Origin of the sequence: Desulfomicrobium baculatum DSM 4028, assembly GCF_000023225.1 — a bacterium.
GTDB lineage: Bacteria > Desulfobacterota > Desulfovibrionia > Desulfovibrionales > Desulfomicrobiaceae > Desulfomicrobium > Desulfomicrobium baculatum.
Genome location: NC_013173.1, coordinates 1,232,567 through 1,256,035, shown reverse-complemented (window position 1 = coordinate 1,256,035; position 23,469 = coordinate 1,232,567). Strand labels below are relative to the sequence as shown.

The window sequence follows — 23,469 nt, the reverse complement described above, 5'->3', positions numbered from 1 at the left end:
GTTACTCTACGCCTAATCAAAGAAACCGCGCTTGCGAAAAAACCAACTGATCGATTGTCAGAAATTTGATGCGTGAACAGCAATCGCGTAATTGAATAGTAACTCAGTTTCTGTTTAAAATAAAGAAAACGTTGAGCAAAACGGAAATTAGGATACGAAGTGAAGAAGAAAAAACATGATGCCTTCACGACCCATGCTTTCTCGCCAAAAAGGCCGGAACCATACCCGACAGCATCCGGCTCCGGTCACACCCGAAGCTTTCAGACCGCGCGGCGATAGGGTAAGATCGACAATCATGCGACCATGAACTATGCAGCCCCGCGGTCAGCGAGAAGCGTGGAAGAGGCCGTTGAACGCTAGCGTGGCGGAAACGGCAGATCCACCAGTCCGGAAAAAGAAATCGGACGCCTTTATCATCTCAACACTGTTCACGGAGCAGACTCGCATGAACGATCATTCCACCCCCATCCTGGCGAGCCAGGGAACGCCTTGCCTGCTTGTTGACGAGGAGCGCATGGAGCGCAACATCGCCCGCCTGCGCGACCGGCTGCGGGCGGCGGAAGTCGCTTTCCGGCCGCACCTCAAGACCGCCAAATCATGGGAAGTGTCCCGGTTGTTGATGACTACTCCCCAGGGCCCGGCCACGGTCTCCACCTTGCGCGAGGCAGAGGAATTGGCCGCGCATGGCGTAAAAGACATCACCTACGCCGTCGGCATTTCACCGGACAAACTGACGCGGGTGCAAAAGCTTCGCGCAGGCGGCATCGCCCTGACCATTCTCCTCGACAGCGTGGAACAGGCCCTGGCCGTGGCCAAAGCCTCGGACCCGAAAGACCCCATTCCCGTGCTCATCGAACTGGACTGCGATGGCCACCGCTCCGGCGTGAAACCGCAGGATGCCACGCTGCTGGCGGCCATTGCGCAGGCGCTGGCGCCACGAGCCAGACTTGAAGGCGTGCTCACGCACGCGGGCGAAAGCTACGAGGCTCGCGGAAGCGAGGCGCTGTCGGCCGCCGCCGAGCAGGAGCGCGCCGCCGCCGTCATGGCTGCCGAAACGCTGCGGGCCAAGGGCTGGCCCTGCCCCGTGGTCAGCGTCGGCTCCACGCCCACCGCCTTTTCGGCGCAAAGCTATGCGGGCGTAACAGAGGTCCGCGCCGGGGTCTTTGTCTTCTTCGACCTGGTACAGGCGGGTATCGGCATCTGCACGCAGGACGACATCGCGCTTTCGGTGCTGACCACGGTCATCGGCCATCAGCGCGAAAAGGGCTGGACCATCGTCGACGCGGGCTGGACCGCCCTGTCCTGCGACCGGGGCACGGCGACCCAGAATGTGGATCAGGGCTACGGCCTGGTCTGCGACCTGGAGGGGCGCCCGATCACCAATCTCATCGTCACCATCGTCAACCAGGAGCACGGCATCGTGGCGGCGCGGCAGGGCACCCCTCGGTCCGATCAGGAATTTCCCATCGGCACGCGGTTGCGCATTCTGCCCAGCCATGCCTGCGCCACGGCCACGCAACACGACCGCTATCACGTCATCGGCGCCGGCCAAAGCGACGTGACCGCCGTCTGGCCGCGCTTCACCGGATGGTAAACAGCTTCAGGGAGTATCGCCATGCAGTTTGTAAGTGAGGACGTCGCATCCAGAGTCGTGTCCATGGCCGAGGCCATCGGGGTCATCGAAAGGATGTTTCGCGAATACGGCAGGGATGAGGCCGAAGTCTTTCCGGTGGCACAGGGGCACGGCCCCGATGCCGGGACGTCTTTCAGCATCAAGAGCGGACTGATCCGAACCAGCCGGACCGTGGGACTCAAAGTCGGCAGCTACTGGCCGCAAAACCGCACGCATGGACTGCCCGCCCACGCCTCGACCACCCTGCTGCTCGATCCGGACACGGGCTATCCCCAGGCCCTGGTGGCGGCCTCCCACCTGACCTGCCTGCGCACGGCAGCCTCGGACGCCGTGGCCGTGCGGCATCTGTCGCGCCAGGACAGCCGGACCCTGGCCCTGTTCGGCGCGGGGCATCAGGCCTGGTTCGAACTGCTGGCAGTGCGCGAGGTCCGGCCCATCGAGACCGTGCTGGTCGTCAACCGCTCGCCCAAGGCCGGAGAGGATTTCGCCCGGCGCATCCAGGCCGAACTGGGGCTTGAGGCCCGTTTTGCGGACAGCCGGGAAGCGGTGCAGGCCGCCGACATCATCGTCACGGTCACGGCCGCGCGCGAGGCGCTCTTCGAGGCATCCCTGGTGCGACCGGGCACGCATGTCTCGGCCATGGGCGCGGACGCGCCGGGCAAGCAGGAACTCGACCCGGCCCTTGTGGCCAGGGCCGCCCTGTTCGCCGATGTGGTCCGGCAGTCGCTTGGCATCGGCGAATATGAGGCGGCGCACAAGGCCGGGCTGGTGGACGCGCAAAACGTCACCGCCATCGGCGCGGTGCTGAACGGCGCGCCCGGACGCACATCCCCGCAGCAGATCACCGTGTACGACAGCTCGGGCATGGCCCTGCAGGACATGGCCATCTGTTCCCTGGCGCTGGCCAAGGCACATGAGGCGGGGCTGGTGCGAACGGTCTGAAACGGTCCCAAAACAATCAGCAGGACAAAAAATCATGTTCCGTATCCGCCCCATCTACGACACCACGGTCCCTGTTGACAGCCAGTGCGTGGAACAGGTTCAGACCATTCTGAGCGAACGCTTCCCGTTCATCGCCCCGGAAGAGGTGATCAACCTGCCCGCCACTCTCAAAAATCCCATGGCCAAAGGCTACAGGACCATTCTCTTCGTGGCCGAACGGCAACGCAAAATCGTGCAGGGCTTCGCCCTGCTCTGCCACTTCTCGGACCTGCGTTTCTGCTACCTGGATTTTCTTTCGGTCAGCCTGGTTCATGGCGGAGGCGGCGTGGGTTCGGCCCTGTACGAAAGGGTGCGGGAAGAAGCCCGGGCTCTGGGCGACACGGCACTTTTTTTCGAATGCCTGCCCGATGATCCATCCTTGTGCCCTGATGAAATCCTGCTGCGGGAAAACAAAGCCCGGCTGCGTTTTTACGAACGCTACGGAGCGCGCCCCATCGTGAACACGGCCTACGAAACACCGCTTTCGGCCGAAGACGACTGCGCCCCCTATCTGGTGGCCGATCCGCTGGACAAGCCGTTCCAGCTGTCCAGGCCACGGGCCCGGAGCATCATCCGCGCCATTCTTGAAAGGAAATACAAGGAGAAGTGTTCGCCGCAGTATGTGCGCATGGTCCTGGATTCCATTCCGCCAAGCCCCCTGGCGCTGCGCGAAACCCGTTACCTGACGGAGACGATTTCCGCGAACAGGCAGACCATCAGCGCCGATCGAAAGATCGCTGTCATCTGCAACCACAATCATCGCATCCATCACATCCGCGAACGCGGCTATGTGGAAGCGCCGGTGCGCATTGATTCGATCCTCAGGGAAATCAAGAAAACCGAGCTGTTCACGCTGCGGGAACCCCGGCATTTTTCGGAGCAGTACATAACAGCCGTGCACGACAAGAAATTCGTGACCTATCTGAAGCGGGTCTGCTCCACCCTGCCGGAAAACAAATCCGTGTACCCCTACGTCTTTCCCATCAGAAACGCGGCCCGCCCGCCCAAGGAACTGGCGGTGCGAGCCGGATACTACTGCATCGACACCTTCACGCCCTTAAACGGCAACGCCTATGCCGCCGCGCGCGGGGCCGTGGACTGCGGCATGACCGCGGCGCAGGAGGTGCTCGACGGACGCCGCCTGGCCTACGCCCTGGTGCGCCCCCCCGGACATCACGCCGAACACCGGGCTTTCGGCGGGTTCTGCTATTTCAATACCGCCGCCGTCGTCGCCCAGCACCTGAGCGCCCAGGGGCGGGTGGCCGTGCTCGATGTCGATTACCACCACGGCAACGGGACGCAGAACATCTTCTATGAACGCAGCGATGTTCTGACCGTATCCATCCACGGGCATCCCAGATTCGCCTATCCGTACTTCAGCGGATTCCATGAGGAAGCCGGAGAAGGACCGGGCCTTGGCTTTAACCGCAATTATGCCCTGCCCGAAGAAATGCACGGTGACGGCTATGCCGAGGTACTGCGCCGGGCCCTGGACTTCATCCGCGATTTCGACCCGGCGTTTCTGGTGGTGTGCCTCGGGCTGGACCCGGCCAAGGGCGACCCTACAGGCACCTGGAGCCTTCAGGCCAAGGATTTCTTCCTGAACGGCAAGCTGATCGGGGCGCTGGGCAAGCACACCGTGGTGGTGCAGGAAGGCGGGTACCGCATCCGCTCCCTGGGCGTGAACGCGGGCAATTTCTTTCAGGGACTTTTCGAAGGATCCCGCCTCGCGCGCAGCAGATAAGCCCCGCTCTCAATCCAGAAAGCGCAACAGTTCCATGGGGTGGGCCAGCGTCGCCGCCGCGCCGGACTCAAGCAGTTCCTGCTCCGGTCGAAACCCCCACAGCACTCCCACGGGATGCATCCCGGCATTGACGGCCGTGAACATGTCCACGTCCGTGTCGCCAAGATAGAGGATCTCATCCGGCTGCACGCCCAGATGGCGAATGACCTGCCGTGGCCCGGCCGGGTCGGGCTTGACCGGCACGCCCGGCATCTGCCCCACGGTCAGGGCGAAATCCCAGCGCGACAGGAATTCCCGCATGCACAGCTCGGCAAAGTCCTGCGGCTTGTTGGTCAGCACGGCCATGGGGATGTTTCTGGCCGCAAGAGCGTCAAGCAGTTCTGGCACGCCTTCATACAGACAGGTCTTGATCCGCCATCCGGCCTCGTATTCCCGCAAAAAGGCCTGCAGGCACCGTTTTTTCAAATCCTCATGCTGTTCATGCGCAGGCAGGGCGCGGGCCACAAGTTGTCCCGCCCCGCTGCCTACGAACTGGCGGTAGGCGTTTATGGGATGGGGCGCGAATCCGTGCTGCTCAAGCACACGGTTCATGGCGTCGCCAAGGTCGGCCAGGGTGTCGAGCAGAGTTCCGTCCATGTCAAAAACCACTGCCTTGTATTTCATATGTAATCCTTTTTAGTAGTTGCGGCCATGCGGGGCTTGACCCTGTCTGTACCCACTTGCAGCACCTTGCGGCACGGCACTGCACGGTGGTTCGGAAAATTTAATGAGACAAGTTAAATTATCTTGACGCTTCAAGCAAATAGGAATAATTACTGATTTCATCAAGAGCGCATAATCATAACCAAAAATAATCAAAAGGAGCATACAATGAGCGTACTCGTCACCAAACAGGCACCTGATTTCACAGCCCCCGCCGTCAACCCCGGCGGCTGCATCGAAGACTTCACCCTCTCTTCCCTGCGCGGCAAATATGTGGTCCTTTTTTTCTGGCCTCTGGACTTTACCTTTGTCTGCCCGACAGAAATCATCGCCCATGACCGCCGCCTGCAGGAATTCCGCGATCGCGGCGTGGAAGTGGTCGGCGTGTCCATCGACTCCCAGTTCACCCATTTCGCCTGGCGCTCCACCCCTGTCGACCAGGGAGGGATCGGCCCGGTGGGCTTCAGCATGGTTGCCGACGTCAAGCACGAAATCGCCAAGGCCTACGGCATCGAACACCCGGAAGCCGGCGTGGCCCTGCGCGCGTCCTTCCTCATCGACCGCGACGGCGTTGTCCAGCACCAGGTAGTCAACAATCTTCCTCTTGGGCGCAACGTGGACGAAATGCTGCGACTGGTCGACGCCCTGCAGTTCACGGAGAAGCACGGCGAAGTCTGCCCGGCCGGATGGCAGAAAGGCGACACGGGCATGAAACCCGATGCGCACGGAGTGGCTGATTTTCTGTCCAAGAATGCCGAAAAACTCTAAACTTTCGGCATGCTGACCAAAAAGGGCCGTCCGGAAACTTTCCGGACGGCCCTTTTTGCGTGCGTAAAAAATTCCTGTTACTGTCGTACACTGAATCCGGCCCATCGTTCCCGCAACGACGGGGAAGGGACGTTTTATACCGATCATCCTTTTAAAAAAACGGAAAAAACGCACTGCGAGATTTCGCAGCCGCCAACGCCCGTGCGTGGACAAAGGGAGATTTCATGAGAAGAAGCATCTTCAGTCAAGGCGAATCTTTGCTTGTGGCAGTCTTTCTCGGCGTCCTGCTCATCCTGCCCGCCAATGTGGCGGGAGCGGAGGAATTTTCCTCCAGGCATCACCGTTTTCGCGTCACGGCCGTTGCCGCGGGCCTGGAACATCCCTGGTCCGTGGCCTTTCTTCCGGACGGTGACATCCTGGTCAGCGAGCGCCCGGGACGACTGCGCATCATCCGCGACGGGGCCTTGCTGGATGCGCCGGTCAGCGGCCTGCCGCAAATCCGGGCCCGCGGGCAAGGCGGCTTGCTCGATCTTCTGCCCCACCCGGAATTCGCGCAGAACCGCATTCTGTTCTTCAGTTACTCGGCAAGCCTCGGCAACGAGGTGACCACGCATGTGGCCCGGGCACGATTTGAGGATGACACGCTCAAAGACGTGACCGTGCTCTTTCGGGCGGAACCGGCCTCGGCGGGGCGGATCCATTTCGGTTCCAGACTGAGCCTTGATCGCCAGGGGCATCTCTACATCAGCGTCGGCGACCGCGGCCAGATGCAACGGGCACAGAAGCTCGACGATCATGCCGGAAAAATTCTTCGTATCCATGAGGATGGACGCATTCCCGAGGACAATCCCTTTGTCGGTCAAGAGAATGCCTGGACGGAAATCTACAGCTATGGGCACCGAAATCCCCAAGGCATGGCCGTGCATCCGCAAACCGGAGAAATCTGGACGCACGAGCACGGCCCCAGGGGCGGGGACGAGATCAACATCATCCGTCCCGGCGTCAATTACGGCTGGCCCGTAGTGACCTTGGGCATCGATTACACCGGCTTCACCATCGGAGACGGACTGAAGCACAAGCCCGGCATGGCAGACCCACTGCATCACTGGACGCCCTCCATCGCACCCTCGGGCATGACCTTTTACACGGGTGATGCCTTTCCCGCTTGGAAGGGTGATCTTTTCGTCGGAGCCCTTTCCCATCGCCATCTCGCACGCTTGAAACTGGCCGGAGAAGTCGTGATCGAGGAAGAACGCCTGCTTACGGACTTGAGACTGCGCATCCGTGACGTGCGCACCGGACCGGACGGCAACCTGTGGCTGCTCACAGACCACGATCCCGGCCAGTTGCTGCGTCTGGAACCTGCGCAGTGATCAAAACCGGAATCGCCCGACCAGCTCCTGCAGGTGAGCTGACAGTTCGGCCAGCCCGCCGGCGCGGTTCAAAACCATCCTGCTTTCGTCCTGCATGGTGTTTGAGGAGTCCAGCACCCCCTCGATCTCATCGCTGATCTCGCGGGTCATGACGGAACTCGACGCTACGCTGGCACTGATTTCGGCGATGCCCTGGGCAGCCTGATTCACGTTTTCGGAGATGTCCCTGGTCATGACTGCCTGCTCCTCCATGGCTTCGGATATGGAGATGACGATTTCGTTCATCTCCTCAATGACGTAAATGATCTCGGCAATCTCACTTGCGGTGACGGTGGTCACCTTCTGGATGGCCGCAACCGTTCGGCGGATGTTTTCCGTGGCGGCCGCAGTCTGCTGGGAAAGCTCCTTGATTTCTCCGGCGACAACGGCAAAGCCCCGTCCTGCGGCCCCGGCCCTGGCAGCCTCAATGGTGGCATTGAGGGCCAGGAGATTGGTCTGGGACGAGATGGCCGCAATGGTTGCCGTCACGGAGCCTATCTCTTTGGCGGCCTGACCCAGCTGGTCCATGTGGCGGGTGGTCTCCCCGGCCTTGATCACGGCATCCGAGGTCGTGCGTTTGGCCAACTCGGCGCTCTGGGCCACGCCATGAATGGTCGTCGCCAGTTCAGCGCTGAATGCGGCAACACTGCCGACGTTGACCGTGGCCTGTTCCATGGCGGCGGACACGGAGTGCATATTCTCGCTCACGGACCTGGCCGAGCAGTGCACGGCCTCGGCCCGGCGCGCAGTCCCGGCGGAATTGTCAGTCAGTCCGTGCGATATGGTGCCAAGCTCAGAAGATGCGCCGGACAGCGAACCCGTGGCCGCGACGATCTCCGCAAGCATCTCCCTGCTCCTGGCGACCATGGAATTCAGGGAAACGGCGAGCTGCCCGATCTCATCCCGGGCCGGGTAGGTAATGGTCGCCGTATAGTTGCCTTTCGCCACCTCGTCGGCCAGTTCGGCCATGCGCCGCACCGGGGATAACAGGACGCGACCTGCGATCCAGATCAGGATCACGGACAAAGCCAGAGGCAGAATCAGGCTGACCAGAGAATTTTTTATCAGCCGCGCATTGACCCCGGCCATAAGATCCTCGGTGGCGACCCAGGTCGCGAAAGTCAGATTCCAGGGCTCGAAGGTTTGCAGGGCAACTTCCAGATGCCGCCCGTCCTTCATGACAAAAGCGGCATGGCCGTTCTTGGCCCCGGCCTCGCGAACGCCCTTCGATATACCGCCCTCACCGGGCAAGGAAATGATGTCACGCCCAAGCGCGTCAAAGGCCAGCGTCCCGCCGTGTCCGCCGACACGGACATTGCGCACAAAGTCGGCAAAGGCGTCGCTGATTAAAGCATGCGTTATTTCCAACGCCCCGATGACCCTGCCCTCATTGAGGTCGGTGAAGGGCACGTATGCCGCCATGCGCCACGCGCCGCCCAGCCAGACCAGCCCTTCCCAGCTCTGCCCGGAAGTGATCGCGGCTTGAACCCGGGAACCCTCGCCAATGAAGGAACCTTTCCCCCAGAACGGCACAGGTGATTCGAGGGACGTGGAAATGCGCACCAACTTGCCTTCGTGGACTTGCAGCACCGAAGCCACTCCTCCAGTAAGCTGGGCTACCTTTCGCATCACGGCATCATCCTCATGCAGATAGACCGAGCCGTGCTTGATGGCCGGAATAATTGTTTTTTGTGACTCTCCGCCATCCTGATCCACAAGATCGAATTCTGCATCCATGAGCACTTCAGGAATAGGAAAACCGCCCAGTTCAAACTGGGTTTTCATAATATCCCGATCTATATTGATTTTATTTTGCATGAGACTATGCTGCAAGGCAACTGATTCCGCCAGAGTGGAAGAGATGCTCGAAAGCCCATCACGCCCCTGACGCAACACATCGTTTCTGGTCATGTATATCTGCGATATGGATAGACACAAAACTGTAACAAGAACTATGGCGATGGTGACGACAGCAAGCTTGACCTGAAATCCAATATTTATTTCCATAAGATCGACACCTTGAATAAGAAGATAAGTGGAGTGGAGAATTTTGAAAATTTCCGAACAACGTCTTTGACGCCTTGTGCGTTCAAAATGTCAAAATCGGATGACAGGGGTGTGACAGATGTGTGACGATCTTTCTCGCTCCACCACAACAATGATTCAAAAAATGAAGAACTCTTCGCTAAAATGGACTCAGCGGATCCACACGCAAGATTTTTTTCATTATCAACAGGAGCAACAAAGCATGCACAGCTATCATGCGCAGCGCGTAGTATTTTCCCCCACGGGCACGACCAGGAAAATCATTGAATCCATTACCCTGGGCCTCTCGCCAAAATCCTGGTCTGAACTGGACTTGACATATTCTGCTTCCGCTCAGGAATCCGCGAGCAATCAACAGGAAGGGACTGAAGTGGCGATCATCGGCATGCCTGTCCATGCCGGACGCATCCCCGCCTTGGCGGCGGAAAGGCTTCGCTCTTCAGTGGCAGGGCGGGGTCGCGGGGTCGTGCTTGTCGTTGTCTACGGCAACAGGGCCTATGATGATGCCCTGCTTGAACTTCACAATATGGCAGTGGAACTCGGCTTTGTACCTGTCGCGGCAGCGGCCTTCGTGGGGGAACATTCCTTTTCCTCTCCAGATCTGCCCGTAGCCGAGGGGCGGCCGGACAGCCTAGACTTGGAAGAGGCGCAAAACTTTGGGAAAAGCGTGAGGGAAAAAATGCTCCACATCCAGAATTGTGCCGACAAGGCCGAGAAGCTGGCTGTGCCGGGAAATATTCCGTACCGCGACGGAGTCCAGCCAGCTTTGATCTCCCCTGAGACCGAAGCTGACAAATGCGTTCTGTGCGGAGATTGCGTCAGATCCTGTCCCTCCGGCGCCATCAAATTGGTCAACGATTCCGTGGAAACCGACAAAATGCGATGTCTGCGCTGCTGCGCCTGCATCCGAGTCTGCCAGGCAGGCGCGAGGCTTATGACACACCCCAAAATTCTGGAACTGGGGCGCACCCTGCATGAAAAATTCGCAGAACGCCGCGAACCCGAGTTGTATTTTTAAAGAAAGGAAGAATCGTTTTCAGACAGGAGAAAACTCACAGAACGTATCTGTGCGTAGAGACGGGCGTAATGGATGTTTTTCGGCTGATGTAAAAAAAAGGGGCGTCACAGACGCCCCCAATAATCCCAAATAAAGACCAGATCCGTATCAAAGCCAGTCTAAATATTGCTTTAGCTTGCTCGGGTGCCGTACGGTATCGTTGTCTTTCTCTTGCGCGTAATAATATGCGACCTTGGACTTTGACTTGGCCATTTGCACAATTTCTTCCAATTCAGGAAAATTATCAATTATATAAACATATCGTGTCCAAGCAGCGTTGTATGACCCAGACTTGAAATAAAAGTCGGCAACAAACATTTCATGTTCCGCCATCAACTTTCTGCATTTAACGATATAATCGAGAGCCTGCTCCCGATAAATGCTCTTCGGATATCCGCTGACAAGCCTTCTGAAAGATTCAACCGCTTCACCAAGCTGAGTATGCGGCAAATCAATTGACCGATGTGAGTTATATTTATTCACACCAATCTGAAAGAGGACGTAATCAATGGATTCATGACGCGGATGCATATTCAGAAATTCTTCATACGCATCAACGGCCTCCAGATACTTCGAATCAAGGGCATACGCATCGGCAAGCATAAGTCTTGCTTCCGTTGCATATGGACTGAACGGATAACGGTCATTGAGTTTGGTCAGGGAATCGGCGGCTTCCGCATATTCCTTATCTTGCATGAATCCGCGCGCGTTTTCAAAAAGCTCCTGGGCAGTGTCGTCAGGCGGAGTCAAAAAATAGTAATCAATGGCTCCGCACCCGTTTAAAAGCAGAACAAAAGAAAAAAGAATCAAATAGTTGCGCATTACAATTACCTGGCTCGCGGTAAATGGAGGTGATGGGAAGAGCTTAAAAAGCATTTTGCCTGTCGCTTGCAAAATACGCCAAACTCAACATAAAAAAGTAAGGGTGACCACTACGCTTTCGCAGCCACCCTCATCAAATAAGCTCAAGGATCAACAACAATTACAGAACCTTGTCACTAAGCATCTGCTTCAGACTGGCCTTGGAGACAGCTCCGGTGACCTGCTCAACAACTTCGCCATTCTTGAAGAGAATCAAGGTGGGAATGGCGCGGATGCCATATTTGCTCGGAGTGCCGGGGTTTTCGTCAACATTCATCTTTACGATTTTGACCTTGCCCTCGAATTCCTGAGTCAATTCTTCAATTACAGGAGCGATAGCCCTGCACGGTCCGCACCACGGTGCCCAAAAATCCACCAATACAGGAAGATCACCTTTCAAAACTTCCGCTTCAAATCCGGCATCGTTCACTTGTGCAGCCATTATTCACTCCTTGAAGAAAGGGTTTACAATAAAATCATTGGGAACAATCTTTCCCCGTGGGACAGCCTCAAAATCCATGGAACTCATGAGACCCTTTTTTGCCCACTGAACTCCTGCGTACGCTATCATAGCCGCATTATCACCACAATAGTTTTGCGCGGGAGCTAAAAATTTGAATCCCCTGGCATGGGCAAATGCGGAGAATTTATGCCGAAGATGGCTGTTGGCGGCTACCCCGCCGGCCAGGCACAATGTCTTGACGTCATGGCAGCGCGCCACGGCCCGCCTGGTCTTTTCGAGCAAGGTCTCGACAATCGTCTCATTCACCGTGGCGCAAAGATCCTTTATTTCCTGTGGAATCAATTCCACGTCGAAGGCGGCGTAGTCAATGGCGGCAAAAGATTTTTTGTGCACATATTGGGCAACAGCGGTCTTGAGTCCGCTGAAGCTGAAATCGCAATTATCGTTTTGCAGGTAAGGCTTCGAAAAAAGACGCGGATCTGCCGTTCCGAGCCGGGCCAGAATGTCTATATACTTACCACCAGGATAGGGAAGATTCAAAAGTTTTGCAATCTTGTCGAACGCTTCGCCCGCAGCGTCATCAAGCGTTTTTCCGAGCAGGTTGAACTCGCAGGGCGCGGGCATTTCGTAGATATGCGTGTGTCCTCCGGAAACAAGGACGCCAAGCGCCGGGTACTCGATAGGCTCGGTAAAATCGCAGGCCAGCAGATGCGCATAGAGGTGATTGACCCCGATGACGGGAACCCCCAGCGACAAGGACAGTGACTTGGCATAGGAGATACCCACCAAAAGCGCGCCCAGCAGGCCTGGCCCGCGCGTGACGGCGATCAGGTCGATCCCCTGCCCCGCAGGCCGCTCTGCGCTCTGCAGCACGGATGAGACAAGTCCGTCCAGCAGGCGCAGGTGTTCCCGCGATGCCAATTCCGGCACGACCCCGCCAAAAACCGAATGCATAGGTATCTGCGTATGCACAAGATCGGTGACGAGATGACCGTCGTCCCAGAGTGCTACGGATGTTTCGTCACAGGACGTTTCAATACCAAGACAAATCATCTGCGCACGTCTTTGAAAAATGCTGGAGGCAAAGGAATTTCCTAGCTTTTGGCGGCATCTGCATAGAACTTGAGGACAACCTCGACGTCGGATTTCGATCCGATGAACAAGGGCACGCGCTGATGCAATTCCTGCGGCTCAATGTCCAGGATGCGTTGCTTTCCATCCGTCGCAAGCCCCCCCGCCTGCTCGGCGATCATGGCCATGGGGGCGGCTTCACACATGAGACGAAGCTTGCCCGAAGGTTTGCGCAAATCACGAGAGTCGGCGGGGTACATGAAAATTCCGCCGTAAATCAGATTCCTATGAAAATCGGAAACCAGGGACCCGATATAACGCGAACTGTATGGGCGGCCTGTGGCGCTATCATTTGATTTGAAATAATTTACGATATTTCTCGTGGGCTCATCCCAATACGAAAAATACCCTTCATTGACGGAGTAGATTCTTCCACGCTCCGGTATTTTGATGTCCGGATGCGAAAGGAGGAATTCACCCACGCTAGGGTCAAGGGTGAAGCCGTGGACACCGTTGCCGGCGGTATAGACCATCATCGTGGAGGAACCATAGATGATATACCCCGCCGCAACCTGCATCGAACCCTTCTGAAGCAGTTCGCCAACGCTGACGGCCTGCTGGTCGAAGGTCGTGCGCCGATAAATGCTGAATATGGTTCCGATGCTCACGTTGGCGTCGATGTTGGCCGAACCGTCAAGAGGATCAAAAATCAGGATATAATCACCGACGGGATACTGCCGGGGAATCCCGATAAAATCGGCATTTTCCTCCGAGACCATGGCACAAAGCACGCCGGCCCGTTCCATTCTGCGAATGATCACCTGGTTGGCGAAATCATCCAGTTTTTGAACGACCTCTCCTTGGATGTTCACCTCCCCGGTGGCGCCAAGAACATCAAGAAGACCGGCTTTGGAAACTTCACGATCGATAATTTTCGCAGACAGAATGAGCTCGGTCAGCAATCTGGTGAAGCGACCGGAAGCCATGGGCCGTTCTTTTTGACGAAGGAGCAGATGTTCAACAACAGTTACTTGACGCATACGAATTACTCTTGAGTCAGATATAAATATACAAGGTTGTCAGAACCCATGCTTCTGATCCAATACCAGTTATTACCATCAATCTCAATACTTCCAGAATATTTGGTTGAATTTCTCAAGTTTATGCATGCTTCGGGAAGATTAGCAATTGCTGGTCCGCAAATCTGGTCATCGATGGCTATCACGGTTCTATGATTTGGAATTTCAGCAGCAAGAATGTCCATGTCAATTTCAACAACGGTCGCTTTATATTGTCCGTCAGGCATAGAAATTACATGAATAAAAAATTGTCGATTGTTTTTAAACAAAAAATTTCTGTCTTTTTCAGGAGCCAAGCCCACTAATTCTGCACGGATTTGCGGATCAAACCCGAGCGTGTCGTCACCGGAAATAAAAAGCTGGTCCTGATCAAAAATCGCCATCTGTTTGATCCACGGATGAATTGATTTTTGATTTTCAATCATGTCGCTATCAATCCGTGAATCGAAAAGATCAAGCTGGTTTGCCAACCGAACGATCTTGCTGTCGACAGTATAATAATCATCCAATAATTCTGCAGGGATATTTGCAGAAACAGTGTCTTCGTAATCAATACTTGCTACTGGGTTGACATAATCATTGTAGTACTGTTGTGTAACTTTAACAGGCTTACACGCAACAAGTAGAAACAAAACACAAACTGGAATAATAAATTTCATAAAGTCTCTCAGAATCGATTGGAATTGAATAAAATAGAGCCGAACAAATGAAAACTCATGCAAAAAAAGAAAAGATATAAGGACCTATAGTTGAGCCAAAAAAGAATCAAGAGAGAATTTCATCGCGAACTTTCAATCGGCATTTGAGGACTGCAGGTCGGTTTTCTGCTCCAGGCGATCGGCCAAGGTATTCAAAACGAAAAAAAGCTTGTTATTTTTTTCAGCTTCCGGATCAGGCATGCTTCCCAATTCCTTGTGTGCGTTGGCTCGCAGCAGGTTCAACTCATTTCGTTCATCCTCGTTGACCACTCCTTCAAGCAGGCCGTCATAAATCTTTATCGCCTGCGCGAATTCTCCTTGAGCCACAAGGAGTTTGGCCATGGTTTTTGTCTTGATTCCGGAATTGAGACAAATCTGGGCGACCTCTTCAGCATCCAGATCCTGCTCCGGCTCGACGCTTGGAGAATCGGAAGAGATCAGTTCTGTGTAGTGGCCTATGCCGTAGGTCAAGAGCTTGAGAAGATCCACATCTTCGCCTCGGGCGTTTCGTTCCACCAGAAAAGAAGCCAGGGCCAAGTCGGATCGCTGGGATTTTGCATAATGAGCGCGCAGGCTGACCCAGAACTTCTCGTAGGAGAGCAGCTTGGAAAACACGCCAAAAGCCTTGTTTTCCGCAGCCGAGGTGTCGCCGACTTCGCTCAAAAGCTCGATCAGGTACAACTGAGCCTCAAGATAATCGGGATGATGCTCTATTCCTTTCTGTACGATCTCGATCGCTCTTTGTGTATGACCTTGCTTGCGATACAATCGAGCCAATGGGAAAAATATCTTCGAGCCGGAATCATGCTCAAGAAGTTCATCGAAAAGGTGTAGTGTATCGTTCATATTATTTCAGTATATACATCAGTTCGTTGTCAGCGACGTAAAATAGCTCTCGTTTAATCAATCTATTAACGTATTGGTCATTCTTTTTGAGAATACGTATTTCAGAACTGATTTGCCTATTTCGAAGATCAACATCATCTATCTTTTCTTGCACGCCATCTATCTTGATTTTCAAATCTTTATACACAGGCAATCCGCTATCATCATCGAATATCTTGAAAACAAGAAAAATGTTTACTACGCACAGTAGAAAAAGAAAAATTTGCTTTTTACCATGAATCATGAGTTACCCTTTCATGTGCAATCTTTTTGCAGCGACAGCCCATGGCTCACTGTAACTTTTAAATTCACCCAATGCCAAGTCAAGGATGTTTTCTATTCTTTCATTATCTGCTTCACTGATAACAGAATTGACGCCTCTGAAAAAGGCTTCATTTGAATGCAGACTCTTGCAAGCAGCTTCGACCAGAATGATGTTTACATCCCGCCGGCGCAATCCGTTCCATTTTCTAACAACACCCAAAATGGCTTTCGCCTGCTCCGATTCTTCGAGAATAAGTATATTATAGTAGTTAATTCGAACTTTATCCAACGCTTCGTGAATAAGTGTGGTCTCAGAAACAAATATACCTCTTGATTTCAAAAAAAGGCCAATCCTCTCTGCCAATTTCTTATTTTTGACAAACAAAAACGCTACCGTCGCATCATGGGGAAAATGCTCTGGAGCGGCAATTTTCTCATCTGCGCTCTCCTGATCTACAACGATGGGCTCTCTGCATTTTGGGCAATTGAGTTTGAACTTTTTAGTTTCAGGAATACGGTCGTCCGGAATCACAAAACTGGATTTACAATGAGAACAGGTGATATCCATTCTTACCTCTCAAAAAAAGGAGCTCTTACGCTCATAGTCGTGATCAAGCTCAAGGCCTTCAATATCCGTAACCTTCTCTCCACGGGCGGTTTTGATCTTGTCGATCATCTGGGCCAAACGAGATTTATCCGACCCGTGCAGCATGGCAATATCTTCGGAAATTATATTTTCGTAAAATTGGTTGGCTATGAATTTGTCGAAAGTGATCATGCCGTAGGCATCACCGGATTCAACAATATTATAAAAGGTCTTGTCTTCACTCTCACCGTTGTAAATGACTTCTTTGACACGCAGGTTCGACTTCAAAACTTCAAAAGCCGGAACGCGCCCTCCTCCCAAACGAGGCATCAAACGTTGCGAAACGACATATTTGAGGCTTTCTGCCAGACGTGAACGTATCAAGCGCTCTTCAGCCAGTTCAAACATGCCGATAATACGGTTGATAGTCTGACCAGTGTCGCTGGTGTGCAGGGTGCCGAGTACGAGATGACCTGTCTCCGCAGCTTCCAGAGCGATGGTGATGGTCTCGCGATCACGTATTTCACCCACCAGGATGACCTTTGGCGCCTGGCGCAATGCGGCCCGAAGACCTGAAGCGAAAGAGTCGAAATCAAGTCCGAGTTCACGTTGGTTCACGGTCCCGAGTTTGTGCTCGTGGACATATTCGATGGGATCCTCAAGAGTGACGATATGCTTGCGGTGCATCTGGTTTATATTGTCGATGAGGGCGGCAAGGGAGGTAGTCTTACCTGTGCCTGTGGCGCCAGTGACCAGAATGAGACCGTACTTCTCCTTGGACATCTCGTAAAAAACTTCCGGGAGGGAGAGATCGTTGATCGTGGGCACGACGGAGGTCAATTTGCGCATGACTATGGCCAAGGAGCCCTTCTGCCCCAGAATGTTGACCCTGAAACGGCAACGGCCCGGCAGCTCGTAGGAAAGATCGCAAGACCCTGTGCGCAGTTGGTCCTCGTAAAGGCGGATATTGCGGCCCATGAGGCACATGGCCACAGCTTCAACCTGGATGGGCAGTAGCGGCCCCGGATTTGGTTCTATCTTCGCATTGACGAGCTCGCCATGAACTTCCGCCTGCACAAGCTTGTTCACAGTAAAAAGAATATCTGAGGTATCAGGTGCAAAATCGAGAACCTGATGCAAAATATGATCAAGATGCGCTCTCTGCATATTACACCTCGGTGAAATCTTGGGGCGGAGTGGTGAGAAATTCCCTGAATTTCGACTTCGTGGCAGCCTTGTTGTATGCTTGCTCAGCGTCGATGACACCGGCGGTGAGAAGCTTCATGATGGCGTCGTCGATGCTCTGCATGCCGAACTTTCGTCCGGTCTCGATAACGGAGTTGATCTGAAAAATCTTGTTTTCGCGGATCAGGTTTCGCACGGCAGGGGTGGCGATGAGGACTTCAATGCCGGCAACGCGCCCGGGTCTGTCTATGCGCTTGAAAAGGTTCTGCGCAATGATGGCCCGCAGGGAGTCGGCAAGGCCGGAGCGAATCTGACCCTGTAAATCACCGGGAAAGACCTCGATGATGCGGTCGATGGTTTTCGAGGCGGAGATGGTATGCAGGGTCGCAAAAACCAGATGGCCGGTCTCGGCCGCCTCAAGAGCCAGCTGAATGGTTTCGAGGTCTCGCATTTCGCCGACCAGAATGATGTCCGGGTCCTCGCGTAGCGCCCCGCGCAAGGCGGCGCTGAAAGACATGGTGTCCCGGCCGACTTCACGCTGGTTGATCAGGCAGCTCTGCGGTTCGTGTACGAATTCGATGGGGTCTTCGATGGTCAGGATATGATCCTTGCGGATCTTGTTCACGTAATCGACAATGGCGGCCAGAGTGGTGGATTTACCGCTACCCGTAGGGCCGGTGACCAATACCAGTCCCTTGGGCAATAAAGCCAGATTCTTCAGGATGCTCGGCAGGCCCAGTTCCTCGATGGTAAGGATTTTTTGCGGAATTTCTCGAAAAACCGCCCCGATTCCACGCTTCTGCAAAAAGAAATTGGCGCGGTACCGAGCCAAATGAGTGACTTCGTAGGAGAAGTCCACATCACCGCTTTCTTCGAATGTCTTGATCTTATTTTCTGGAGTTATTTCGTAGAGCATTTTCTTGAGTTCTTCATGCTCAAGAAATTTGTATTTGATGCGCTGCATTTCACCATGCAGACGGATAATCGGCTGCGAACCTGATGACAGATGAAGATCCGAGGCCCCAAGCTCATGCATCATTTTAAAAAAGGCATCTATTTGAGCCATTTATGCCGTCCTCCACAGGAACGTTTCGCAAAATCGAAAATTTTTGATCACCAAGCAGATTCTTGTCACACCCTTCAGTTCAAATAGGTTGGCATTGTCTGTACACTAAAATTCAGAGAAACAAAATGCAAACTTCAGTCTCCCCAAATCCGATAAAAGGTGTAGAGATAATTCCACCCTGAATACAAAGTGAGCACCACCGCCACAAGCAGCAATACAAATCCCAATTTCGCAGTATCAATACCGAACAAAGGGAAGTGATAAATAAGCGGAACCAGGGCGACGCTCTGCATGATGGTCTTCATCTTTCCATATTTGTCTGCCGCGATAACCTGGCCCTTATCCGCGGCTATGGCCCGCAGTCCAGTGACAAGCAATTCCCGGATAATGACGATAATTGCGACCCATGCAGGAATCCAGTTCAGCTCGACAAGCATGATCAATACCGATGCGATGAGTATCTTGTCCGCCAACGGATCGAGAAATTTTCCGAAATTGGTGACTTGGTTGTATTTTCTGGCCCAAAAACCGTCTGCCAGATCTGTAAGGATCGCGACAAGAAAGAGGACAGTCGCGAGCAGACAGGTTGACCGCGAGGGAAAATACAATAAGGCGATAATGAAAGGCACCGCCAATATTCGAAACACTGTAAGTGCGTTTGGTACGTTCATCATGTTGTTTTATTCATAATATTGAAGTCGAGCCCAAACTTTTTCGACATAATTTTGAGTTTCGGCGTAGGGGGGAATCCCCCCATATTTCTTTACGGCATTTGGCCCTGCGTTATATGCCGCGACAGCAAGACGCCTATCTGGAAATGTATCAAGCAGGTACCGCAAATAACGGATTCCTGCATCGATATTTTCCGACGGATCAAAAGGATCCTCTAAATCAAGGTCTCTTCCGGTTTCAGGCATGATCTGCATCAAGCCTTGAGCCCCTGCAGTGGAAACAGCGGCTGCATTGAATCCGGATTCAACATCAATCACCGCCATAACAAGTTTTTTATCAACCGCATATTTAGAGCACAAACCAGAGACTATGGCATTTACTTCTTCTACACTTCTGTGATCACGCTTAAATGCGACTATTGCATTCCGAATATAATTGATAGTCTTTTCAAACTTGTATGGCTTGTACTTTCTTGAATTAGGAATGTCCGTTATGCAAAGAGTTCCATCTTCCTTGACCATATAGTAAATGCCTTTAGCCTGAACGTTTTGCCCGGCCAAAAGCAAAAACTGAAAGGCAAGAAGAAAAGAAAGTACAAAAACACGTATCATATTCGCGTCACCTTCTTACCTATACATGACTGCTCGACACGGCTTCCAGACTGTTTTCGGCAGCGACGATGACCCGCTCCGCCATTGCAAGCAAGGCCGTCTTGGCCGGACATTCGACATCGAGCATGACGACAGGCTTGCCCAAATCCCCGGCGACCACGGTAACCGGATCAAGCGGAATGGACCCAAGAAACGGCAGCGAGTACTTCTTGGCAAGCTCCTCTCCCCCGCCTCTTTTGAACAGATCGATCTTCTGCGAACAATGCGGACAGATGAGGCCGCTCATGTTTTCAACGACACCGAGAATGTTCGCCTTCACGTACTGCAGAAAGTTAATCGATTTTCGCACGTCTGCCAAAGAAATTTCTTGAGGCGTCGTGATGACGATGCACAAGGCGTCGGGGACTGTCTTCAGTACGGCCATCGGTTCGTCTCCCGTGCCGGGCGGGGAATCAATCACCAGAAAATCCAGCTCGCCCCAGTCCACATCCGACACGAACTGGCGTATGGCCGAGGTCTTCATGGGACCTTTCCAAAGCACGGCCTGGTCCGGGTCCTTGAGCAGGGACTCCATGGACACGACGGCCAGATTCTCGCTGTAGCGCTTGGGCTGGATGCCCTTCTGCGGATCGATGTCCAGGAGGCCGGTCAACCCAAGCAGATGCGGCACGCTGGGTCCGTGGATATCGACGTCAAGCAGCCCGACCTTGTACCCCTTGATGGCCAGGGCCGCAGCCAGATTGGTGGATACGGAGCTTTTGCCCACCCCGCCTTTGCCGCTCATGACGAAAAGTTTGTATTTGATCTTGGACAGGGTGCTGGCGATGACCTTGTCCTGGCGTTCGATCTTTGATTCCGGGCTGTCCTGGATCGAGCCTAGGGTCTTTTTGCCGGAGCAGCTGGAACAGGACGAATTGGTTTCGGACATTTTTCCTCCAGAGATATGTGCATCCACCGCCGGTCTGATCGACCGCTTGGGGCAGATATGTATTTATCGGCAGGCAGCATGCGCAGAACCTTTCGATTCTCCGTAGCGCCGGGACTCACCAGCCGTGCGAGCCAACCAGGTCGACGAAGGCGACGGAGCCGTGGTCTTCCTGATGGATCCGCCCTTCCTTCTTGAAAATTCTAAAGAGCCGCTGGTCCCTTCTGGTTCCACCCACGGGGATGAGCATGATGCCCGGATCCGTCAGTTGTTCCAGCAGAGGCGCAGGCACCTCGGGGCCTCCGGCGGTGACGATGATGCGATCAAAAGGGCCAAGCTCGGGCCAGCCCAGGGTTCCGTCGTCGAGTTTGACCCGCACGTTGAAGTATTTCATCTGCAAGAGACGGCTGCGGGAAGTCATGTACAGTTGCTTGATCCGCTCCACGGTGAAGACCTCCGCTCCCATGGCCGCAAGTATGGCGGCCTGATACCCGGAGCCGGTGCCTATTTCAAGGATGCGCATGCGTGGACGCACAACAAGGAGCGACGTCATCAGGGCGACTATGTATGGTTGAGAAAGTGTCTGCCCAAGACCGATGGGCACGGGATGATCTCCATAGGCTTGCATCTGCAGGGCTTCATCGACAAAGAGATGCCTGGGAACCTGACGCATCACGGAGAGCACGCGTTCGTCGGTGATCCCCCTGGCTTCGATCTGCTCCCGCACCATCCTTTCCCGATTGCGAAGAAATCCCTTCAACGTGAAGCTCTCCCGGCCTGCGCGATTCATTGGAAATCATTACCATAAAGAAGGTTGCAAACCAGATTTCACCACCCAAGTCAACTCGGACCTCGCCAAGGACCCGCGTGCGATGCCTGCGCCAACCTTTTTCTTGCCCACGATGCTGGAATCGGAAAGAATACCCCAAAAAGGAGAATGCCATGTTCCAGGTTAAAGATATCATGACCAAGGACGTTTTCACCCTGAATCACAACGAAAGTCTGAGCGCGGCCAAGGATCTGATGGACCTGGCCCGCATCCGCCACATCCCCATCGTCGACAGCCAGGGCAAATTCACGGGCCTGCTTACGCACCGCGACATCCTGGCCGCCACCATCTCCGAGCTGGCCGGCATCGATCGCCAGACCCAGGATGAAATCGAGTCCGGAATTCCCATTCGCGAGATCATGCAGCTCGATGTGGTCACCGTCGCCGCGGACCTGTCTTTGAAAGAGGCCGCCAGATTGTTGCTGGAAGAGAAGTACGGATGCCTGCCCGTGATTTGCGAGGACAAGCTGTGCGGGATCATCACCGAAGCCGATTTCCTGCGGCTGACCATTGATCTCTTGGATGCAGTGGAGCAGGAAGACTAAGGCCGCGCCCTTCTAGAAAAGAAAAACGGCGGCCAGCCCCAGAAAGGTGAAAAAGCCAAGACTGTCCGTCAACGTCGTCAGAAAGATGCTTGAGGCCTGGGCCGGATCGCGACCGATTTCCTTGAGTACGAGGGGAATGGACGCTCCGGCCACAGCGCCGATAAGCATGTCGAGGCCCAGGGCCACGGCCATGACCACGGCCAAGCCGAGGTTGTGCGTCCAGGTGAAGAGGCCGAGAAAAACCAGCGTACCGACGATGAGCCCGTTGGCCGTTCCGATCTTGGCTTCACGCAACACCGCCACCCAACTTTTCTTGCGGTTGAACCGTTCCATGGCCAGCTGTCTGATCATGACCGCAAGGGCCTGCTGTCCCGTATTTCCGGCCTGATTGGCGACGATGGGCATGAGCGCGGCCAGAATGGCCATCTGCGCGATGGTCCCCTCGAACATATGGACCACAAAGGCGGACACGGCGGAATTGAGCACGTTCAGGATCAGCCAGGGCAGTCGCACGCGCAGGGAATACGTCCACGGGGAATCCACGGTTTCGTCCCGGCCCGCACCGACCATGGACTGCATGTCCTCGCTGGCTTCCTCCTGGATGATGTCGATGACGTCGTCGACGGTGACCATGCCCAGCAGGCGCTGTTCGTGGTCGACAACGGGAAGGGCCAGAAAATTGTAGCGGCTGATGAGCCGGGCAACCTCTTCCTTGTCCACGTCAAAAGACACGTAAATCAGGTTCTGCTCGTGCAGAAGCTCTTTGAGCAGGGTCCGGCCAGGGCTCACAAGGAGATCCCGCAGGGACAAGACGCCCCGAAGATGCCGGAACTCGTCAACGACATACGCATAGTAGGGAATCTCGGTTTCTTCGACCCGGTCGCGTATCAGATTGATGGCCTGCTGCGCGTTCATGGAATGATCCAGGGCCAGAATCTCCGTATTCATGACGCCGCCGGCGGAATCCGGATCGAACTGCAGCAGGTCCGAGATTTCCTTGGCGTCTTCGCGCTCCAGTTTCTTGAAAATGCGGGCGCGGATGTCGGTGTCGAGATCTTCGAGAATATCGGCCGCGTCATCCGGCGACATGGCCTCCAGGATGGCTGCGGCAAAATCCGGTGCAAGCTGGGTCATGAGCGCGTTGCGGTCGTGACGCTCCATTTCGGTGATGGACTCCGAAGCGTCCTCCACGTCCATTTCCTTAATATATTCGAGCTGTTCCGTCAGAGACAGATTTTCCAGCTCATCGGCTGTATCGGCCGGATGCTGGCTGTCCAGGGAGGTTGCCAACCACTGCACGGAAGCGTGGTCCATGGGCGTGGGATCGGAATTTTTCTTTGCATTCATGACAGCTGCTCGGTAGCCTAATCGGGTTGCGAGGTCAAA

General features: G+C 54.5%; 24 protein-coding genes. 7 read left to right on the top strand and 17 right to left on the bottom strand.

The window, feature by feature from the left end:
• Nucleotides 1-445 precede the first annotated feature (445 nt).
• The 3 genes from DBAC_RS05830 to DBAC_RS05820 are packed head-to-tail and all read left to right on the top strand — an operon-like array spanning nt 446 to nt 4,358.
• Complete coding sequence (locus DBAC_RS05830; protein WP_015773349.1) at nt 446-1,594, top strand: alanine racemase; 1,149 nt, start codon at nt 446-448, stop codon at nt 1,592-1,594.
• A gap of 21 nt (nt 1,595-1,615) precedes the next feature.
• Nucleotides 1,616-2,575, top strand: coding sequence for an ornithine cyclodeaminase family protein (locus DBAC_RS05825; protein ID WP_015773348.1), 960 nt, complete (start codon nt 1,616-1,618; stop codon nt 2,573-2,575).
• 34 nt (nt 2,576-2,609) lie between these two features.
• Complete coding sequence (locus DBAC_RS05820; RefSeq protein ID WP_015773347.1) at nt 2,610-4,358, top strand: GNAT family N-acetyltransferase; 1,749 nt, start codon at nt 2,610-2,612, stop codon at nt 4,356-4,358.
• A gap of 9 nt (nt 4,359-4,367) precedes the next feature.
• On the opposite strand, the gene DBAC_RS05815 is transcribed toward DBAC_RS05820, so the two are convergent.
• Nucleotides 4,368-5,021 carry an HAD family hydrolase gene (locus tag DBAC_RS05815; protein WP_015773346.1) on the bottom strand — a complete coding sequence of 218 codons (654 nt, stop codon included), beginning with the start codon at nt 5,019-5,021 and terminating at the stop codon, nt 4,368-4,370.
• Nucleotides 5,022-5,228: 207 nt separating this feature from the next.
• Between DBAC_RS05815 and DBAC_RS05810 the strand changes: the two genes are divergently transcribed.
• Both DBAC_RS05810 and DBAC_RS05805 read left to right on the top strand, forming a co-directional pair.
• Nucleotides 5,229-5,828, top strand: a complete 600-nt coding sequence (locus DBAC_RS05810) for a peroxiredoxin (protein WP_015773345.1) — start codon at nt 5,229-5,231, stop codon at nt 5,826-5,828.
• 224 nt (nt 5,829-6,052) lie between these two features.
• The gene (locus DBAC_RS05805; protein WP_015773344.1) at nt 6,053-7,201 is read left to right on the top strand and encodes a PQQ-dependent sugar dehydrogenase; all 1,149 of its coding nucleotides are present in this window, start codon (nt 6,053-6,055) and stop codon (nt 7,199-7,201) included.
• Here the strand turns inward: DBAC_RS05805 and DBAC_RS17710 are convergent, their stop codons facing one another.
• Complete coding sequence (locus DBAC_RS17710; protein ID WP_167320914.1) at nt 7,202-9,151, bottom strand: methyl-accepting chemotaxis protein; 1,950 nt, start codon at nt 9,149-9,151, stop codon at nt 7,202-7,204.
• A 337-nt stretch (nt 9,152-9,488) separates the two neighbouring features.
• Between DBAC_RS17710 and DBAC_RS05795 the strand changes: the two genes are divergently transcribed.
• Nucleotides 9,489-10,304: a 4Fe-4S binding protein gene (locus DBAC_RS05795; RefSeq protein ID WP_015773342.1), complete on the top strand. Its 816-nt coding sequence runs from the start codon at nt 9,489-9,491 to the stop codon at nt 10,302-10,304.
• A 147-nt stretch (nt 10,305-10,451) separates the two neighbouring features.
• On the opposite strand, the gene bamD is transcribed toward DBAC_RS05795, so the two are convergent.
• The 14 genes from bamD to DBAC_RS05725 form a co-directional block, all read right to left on the bottom strand.
• Nucleotides 10,452-11,165: an outer membrane protein assembly factor BamD gene (gene bamD, locus DBAC_RS05790; protein ID WP_015773341.1), complete on the bottom strand. Its 714-nt coding sequence runs from the start codon at nt 11,163-11,165 to the stop codon at nt 10,452-10,454.
• Between the two features lie 160 nt (nt 11,166-11,325).
• Nucleotides 11,326-11,646: a thioredoxin gene (trxA, locus tag DBAC_RS05785; protein WP_015773340.1), complete on the bottom strand. Its 321-nt coding sequence runs from the start codon at nt 11,644-11,646 to the stop codon at nt 11,326-11,328.
• Between the two features lie 3 nt (nt 11,647-11,649).
• On the bottom strand, nt 11,650-12,720 hold the full coding sequence (gene tsaD / locus DBAC_RS05780; RefSeq protein ID WP_015773339.1) for a tRNA (adenosine(37)-N6)-threonylcarbamoyltransferase complex transferase subunit TsaD: 1,071 nt from the start codon (nt 12,718-12,720) through the stop codon (nt 11,650-11,652).
• A 41-nt stretch (nt 12,721-12,761) separates the two neighbouring features.
• Nucleotides 12,762-13,778 carry a class 1 fructose-bisphosphatase gene (gene fbp / locus DBAC_RS05775; RefSeq protein WP_015773338.1) on the bottom strand — a complete coding sequence of 339 codons (1,017 nt, stop codon included), beginning with the start codon at nt 13,776-13,778 and terminating at the stop codon, nt 12,762-12,764.
• A gap of 5 nt (nt 13,779-13,783) precedes the next feature.
• The gene (locus tag DBAC_RS05770; RefSeq protein ID WP_015773337.1) at nt 13,784-14,476 is read right to left on the bottom strand and encodes a hypothetical protein; all 693 of its coding nucleotides are present in this window, start codon (nt 14,474-14,476) and stop codon (nt 13,784-13,786) included.
• A 132-nt stretch (nt 14,477-14,608) separates the two neighbouring features.
• Nucleotides 14,609-15,361, bottom strand: a complete 753-nt coding sequence (locus tag DBAC_RS05765; RefSeq protein ID WP_015773336.1) for a tetratricopeptide repeat protein — start codon at nt 15,359-15,361, stop codon at nt 14,609-14,611.
• Nucleotide 15,362: 1 nt separating this feature from the next.
• Entirely contained in the window at nt 15,363-15,644 is a 282-nt protein-coding gene (locus tag DBAC_RS20030) for an FtsB family cell division protein (protein ID WP_043810484.1), read from the bottom strand.
• A 3-nt stretch (nt 15,645-15,647) separates the two neighbouring features.
• A complete protein-coding gene (locus tag DBAC_RS05755; protein ID WP_015773335.1) occupies nt 15,648-16,232 on the bottom strand; it encodes a zinc-ribbon domain-containing protein in 585 nt (194 codons plus the stop codon).
• Between the two features lie 9 nt (nt 16,233-16,241).
• Entirely contained in the window at nt 16,242-17,417 is a 1,176-nt protein-coding gene (locus DBAC_RS05750) for a type IV pilus twitching motility protein PilT (protein WP_015773334.1), read from the bottom strand.
• A 1-nt stretch (nt 17,418) separates the two neighbouring features.
• Complete coding sequence (locus DBAC_RS05745) at nt 17,419-18,501, bottom strand: type IV pilus twitching motility protein PilT (RefSeq protein WP_015773333.1); 1,083 nt, start codon at nt 18,499-18,501, stop codon at nt 17,419-17,421.
• Nucleotides 18,502-18,635: 134 nt separating this feature from the next.
• The gene (gene pgsA, locus DBAC_RS05740; protein WP_015773332.1) at nt 18,636-19,175 is read right to left on the bottom strand and encodes a CDP-diacylglycerol--glycerol-3-phosphate 3-phosphatidyltransferase; all 540 of its coding nucleotides are present in this window, start codon (nt 19,173-19,175) and stop codon (nt 18,636-18,638) included.
• Between the two features lie 6 nt (nt 19,176-19,181).
• Nucleotides 19,182-19,784: a lytic transglycosylase domain-containing protein gene (locus DBAC_RS05735; RefSeq protein WP_015773331.1), complete on the bottom strand. Its 603-nt coding sequence runs from the start codon at nt 19,782-19,784 to the stop codon at nt 19,182-19,184.
• A gap of 19 nt (nt 19,785-19,803) precedes the next feature.
• The gene (locus tag DBAC_RS05730) at nt 19,804-20,712 is read right to left on the bottom strand and encodes an Mrp/NBP35 family ATP-binding protein (protein WP_015773330.1); all 909 of its coding nucleotides are present in this window, start codon (nt 20,710-20,712) and stop codon (nt 19,804-19,806) included.
• Nucleotides 20,713-20,827: 115 nt separating this feature from the next.
• Nucleotides 20,828-21,499 (bottom strand): protein-L-isoaspartate(D-aspartate) O-methyltransferase, encoded by a 672-nt coding sequence (locus DBAC_RS05725; RefSeq protein WP_015773329.1) that lies wholly within the window; start codon nt 21,497-21,499, stop codon nt 20,828-20,830.
• Nucleotides 21,500-21,651: 152 nt separating this feature from the next.
• Here DBAC_RS05725 and DBAC_RS05720 point away from each other — a divergent pair, with 152 nt between their 5' ends.
• Nucleotides 21,652-22,083 carry a CBS domain-containing protein gene (locus tag DBAC_RS05720; RefSeq protein ID WP_015773328.1) on the top strand — a complete coding sequence of 144 codons (432 nt, stop codon included), beginning with the start codon at nt 21,652-21,654 and terminating at the stop codon, nt 22,081-22,083.
• A gap of 12 nt (nt 22,084-22,095) precedes the next feature.
• Here DBAC_RS05720 and mgtE read toward each other — a convergent pair whose 3' ends face one another.
• Entirely contained in the window at nt 22,096-23,430 is a 1,335-nt protein-coding gene (gene mgtE, locus DBAC_RS05715) for a magnesium transporter (RefSeq protein ID WP_015773327.1), read from the bottom strand.
• Nucleotides 23,431-23,469: the final 39 nt, after the last annotated feature.

What these genes read in the sequence shown, in the direction of transcription:
- DBAC_RS05830 (WP_015773349.1), top strand. Translation starts at nt 446, where the DNA reads ATGAACGATCATTCCACCCCCATCCTGGCGAGCCAGGGAACGCCTTGC.
- DBAC_RS05825 (WP_015773348.1), top strand. Translation starts at nt 1,616, where the DNA reads ATGCAGTTTGTAAGTGAGGACGTCGCATCCAGAGTCGTGTCCATGGCC.
- DBAC_RS05820 (WP_015773347.1), top strand. Translation starts at nt 2,610, where the DNA reads ATGTTCCGTATCCGCCCCATCTACGACACCACGGTCCCTGTTGACAGC.
- DBAC_RS05815 (WP_015773346.1), bottom strand. Translation starts at nt 5,021, where the DNA reads ATGAAATACAAGGCAGTGGTTTTTGACATGGACGGAACTCTGCTCGAC.
- DBAC_RS05810 (WP_015773345.1), top strand. Translation starts at nt 5,229, where the DNA reads ATGAGCGTACTCGTCACCAAACAGGCACCTGATTTCACAGCCCCCGCC.
- DBAC_RS05805 (WP_015773344.1), top strand. Translation starts at nt 6,053, where the DNA reads ATGAGAAGAAGCATCTTCAGTCAAGGCGAATCTTTGCTTGTGGCAGTC.
- DBAC_RS17710 (WP_167320914.1), bottom strand. Translation starts at nt 9,151, where the DNA reads ATGACCAGAAACGATGTGTTGCGTCAGGGGCGTGATGGGCTTTCGAGC.
- DBAC_RS05795 (WP_015773342.1), top strand. Translation starts at nt 9,489, where the DNA reads ATGCACAGCTATCATGCGCAGCGCGTAGTATTTTCCCCCACGGGCACG.
- bamD (WP_015773341.1), bottom strand. Translation starts at nt 11,165, where the DNA reads ATGCGCAACTATTTGATTCTTTTTTCTTTTGTTCTGCTTTTAAACGGG.
- trxA (WP_015773340.1), bottom strand. Translation starts at nt 11,646, where the DNA reads ATGGCTGCACAAGTGAACGATGCCGGATTTGAAGCGGAAGTTTTGAAA.
- tsaD (WP_015773339.1), bottom strand. Translation starts at nt 12,720, where the DNA reads ATGATTTGTCTTGGTATTGAAACGTCCTGTGACGAAACATCCGTAGCA.
- fbp (WP_015773338.1), bottom strand. Translation starts at nt 13,778, where the DNA reads ATGCGTCAAGTAACTGTTGTTGAACATCTGCTCCTTCGTCAAAAAGAA.
- DBAC_RS05770 (WP_015773337.1), bottom strand. Translation starts at nt 14,476, where the DNA reads ATGAAATTTATTATTCCAGTTTGTGTTTTGTTTCTACTTGTTGCGTGT.
- DBAC_RS05765 (WP_015773336.1), bottom strand. Translation starts at nt 15,361, where the DNA reads ATGAACGATACACTACACCTTTTCGATGAACTTCTTGAGCATGATTCC.
- DBAC_RS20030 (WP_043810484.1), bottom strand. Translation starts at nt 15,644, where the DNA reads ATGATTCATGGTAAAAAGCAAATTTTTCTTTTTCTACTGTGCGTAGTA.
- DBAC_RS05755 (WP_015773335.1), bottom strand. Translation starts at nt 16,232, where the DNA reads ATGGATATCACCTGTTCTCATTGTAAATCCAGTTTTGTGATTCCGGAC.
- DBAC_RS05750 (WP_015773334.1), bottom strand. Translation starts at nt 17,417, where the DNA reads ATGCAGAGAGCGCATCTTGATCATATTTTGCATCAGGTTCTCGATTTT.
- DBAC_RS05745 (WP_015773333.1), bottom strand. Translation starts at nt 18,501, where the DNA reads ATGGCTCAAATAGATGCCTTTTTTAAAATGATGCATGAGCTTGGGGCC.
- pgsA (WP_015773332.1), bottom strand. Translation starts at nt 19,175, where the DNA reads ATGATGAACGTACCAAACGCACTTACAGTGTTTCGAATATTGGCGGTG.
- DBAC_RS05735 (WP_015773331.1), bottom strand. Translation starts at nt 19,784, where the DNA reads ATGATACGTGTTTTTGTACTTTCTTTTCTTCTTGCCTTTCAGTTTTTG.
- DBAC_RS05730 (WP_015773330.1), bottom strand. Translation starts at nt 20,712, where the DNA reads ATGTCCGAAACCAATTCGTCCTGTTCCAGCTGCTCCGGCAAAAAGACC.
- DBAC_RS05725 (WP_015773329.1), bottom strand. Translation starts at nt 21,499, where the DNA reads ATGAATCGCGCAGGCCGGGAGAGCTTCACGTTGAAGGGATTTCTTCGC.
- DBAC_RS05720 (WP_015773328.1), top strand. Translation starts at nt 21,652, where the DNA reads ATGTTCCAGGTTAAAGATATCATGACCAAGGACGTTTTCACCCTGAAT.
- mgtE (WP_015773327.1), bottom strand. Translation starts at nt 23,430, where the DNA reads ATGAATGCAAAGAAAAATTCCGATCCCACGCCCATGGACCACGCTTCC.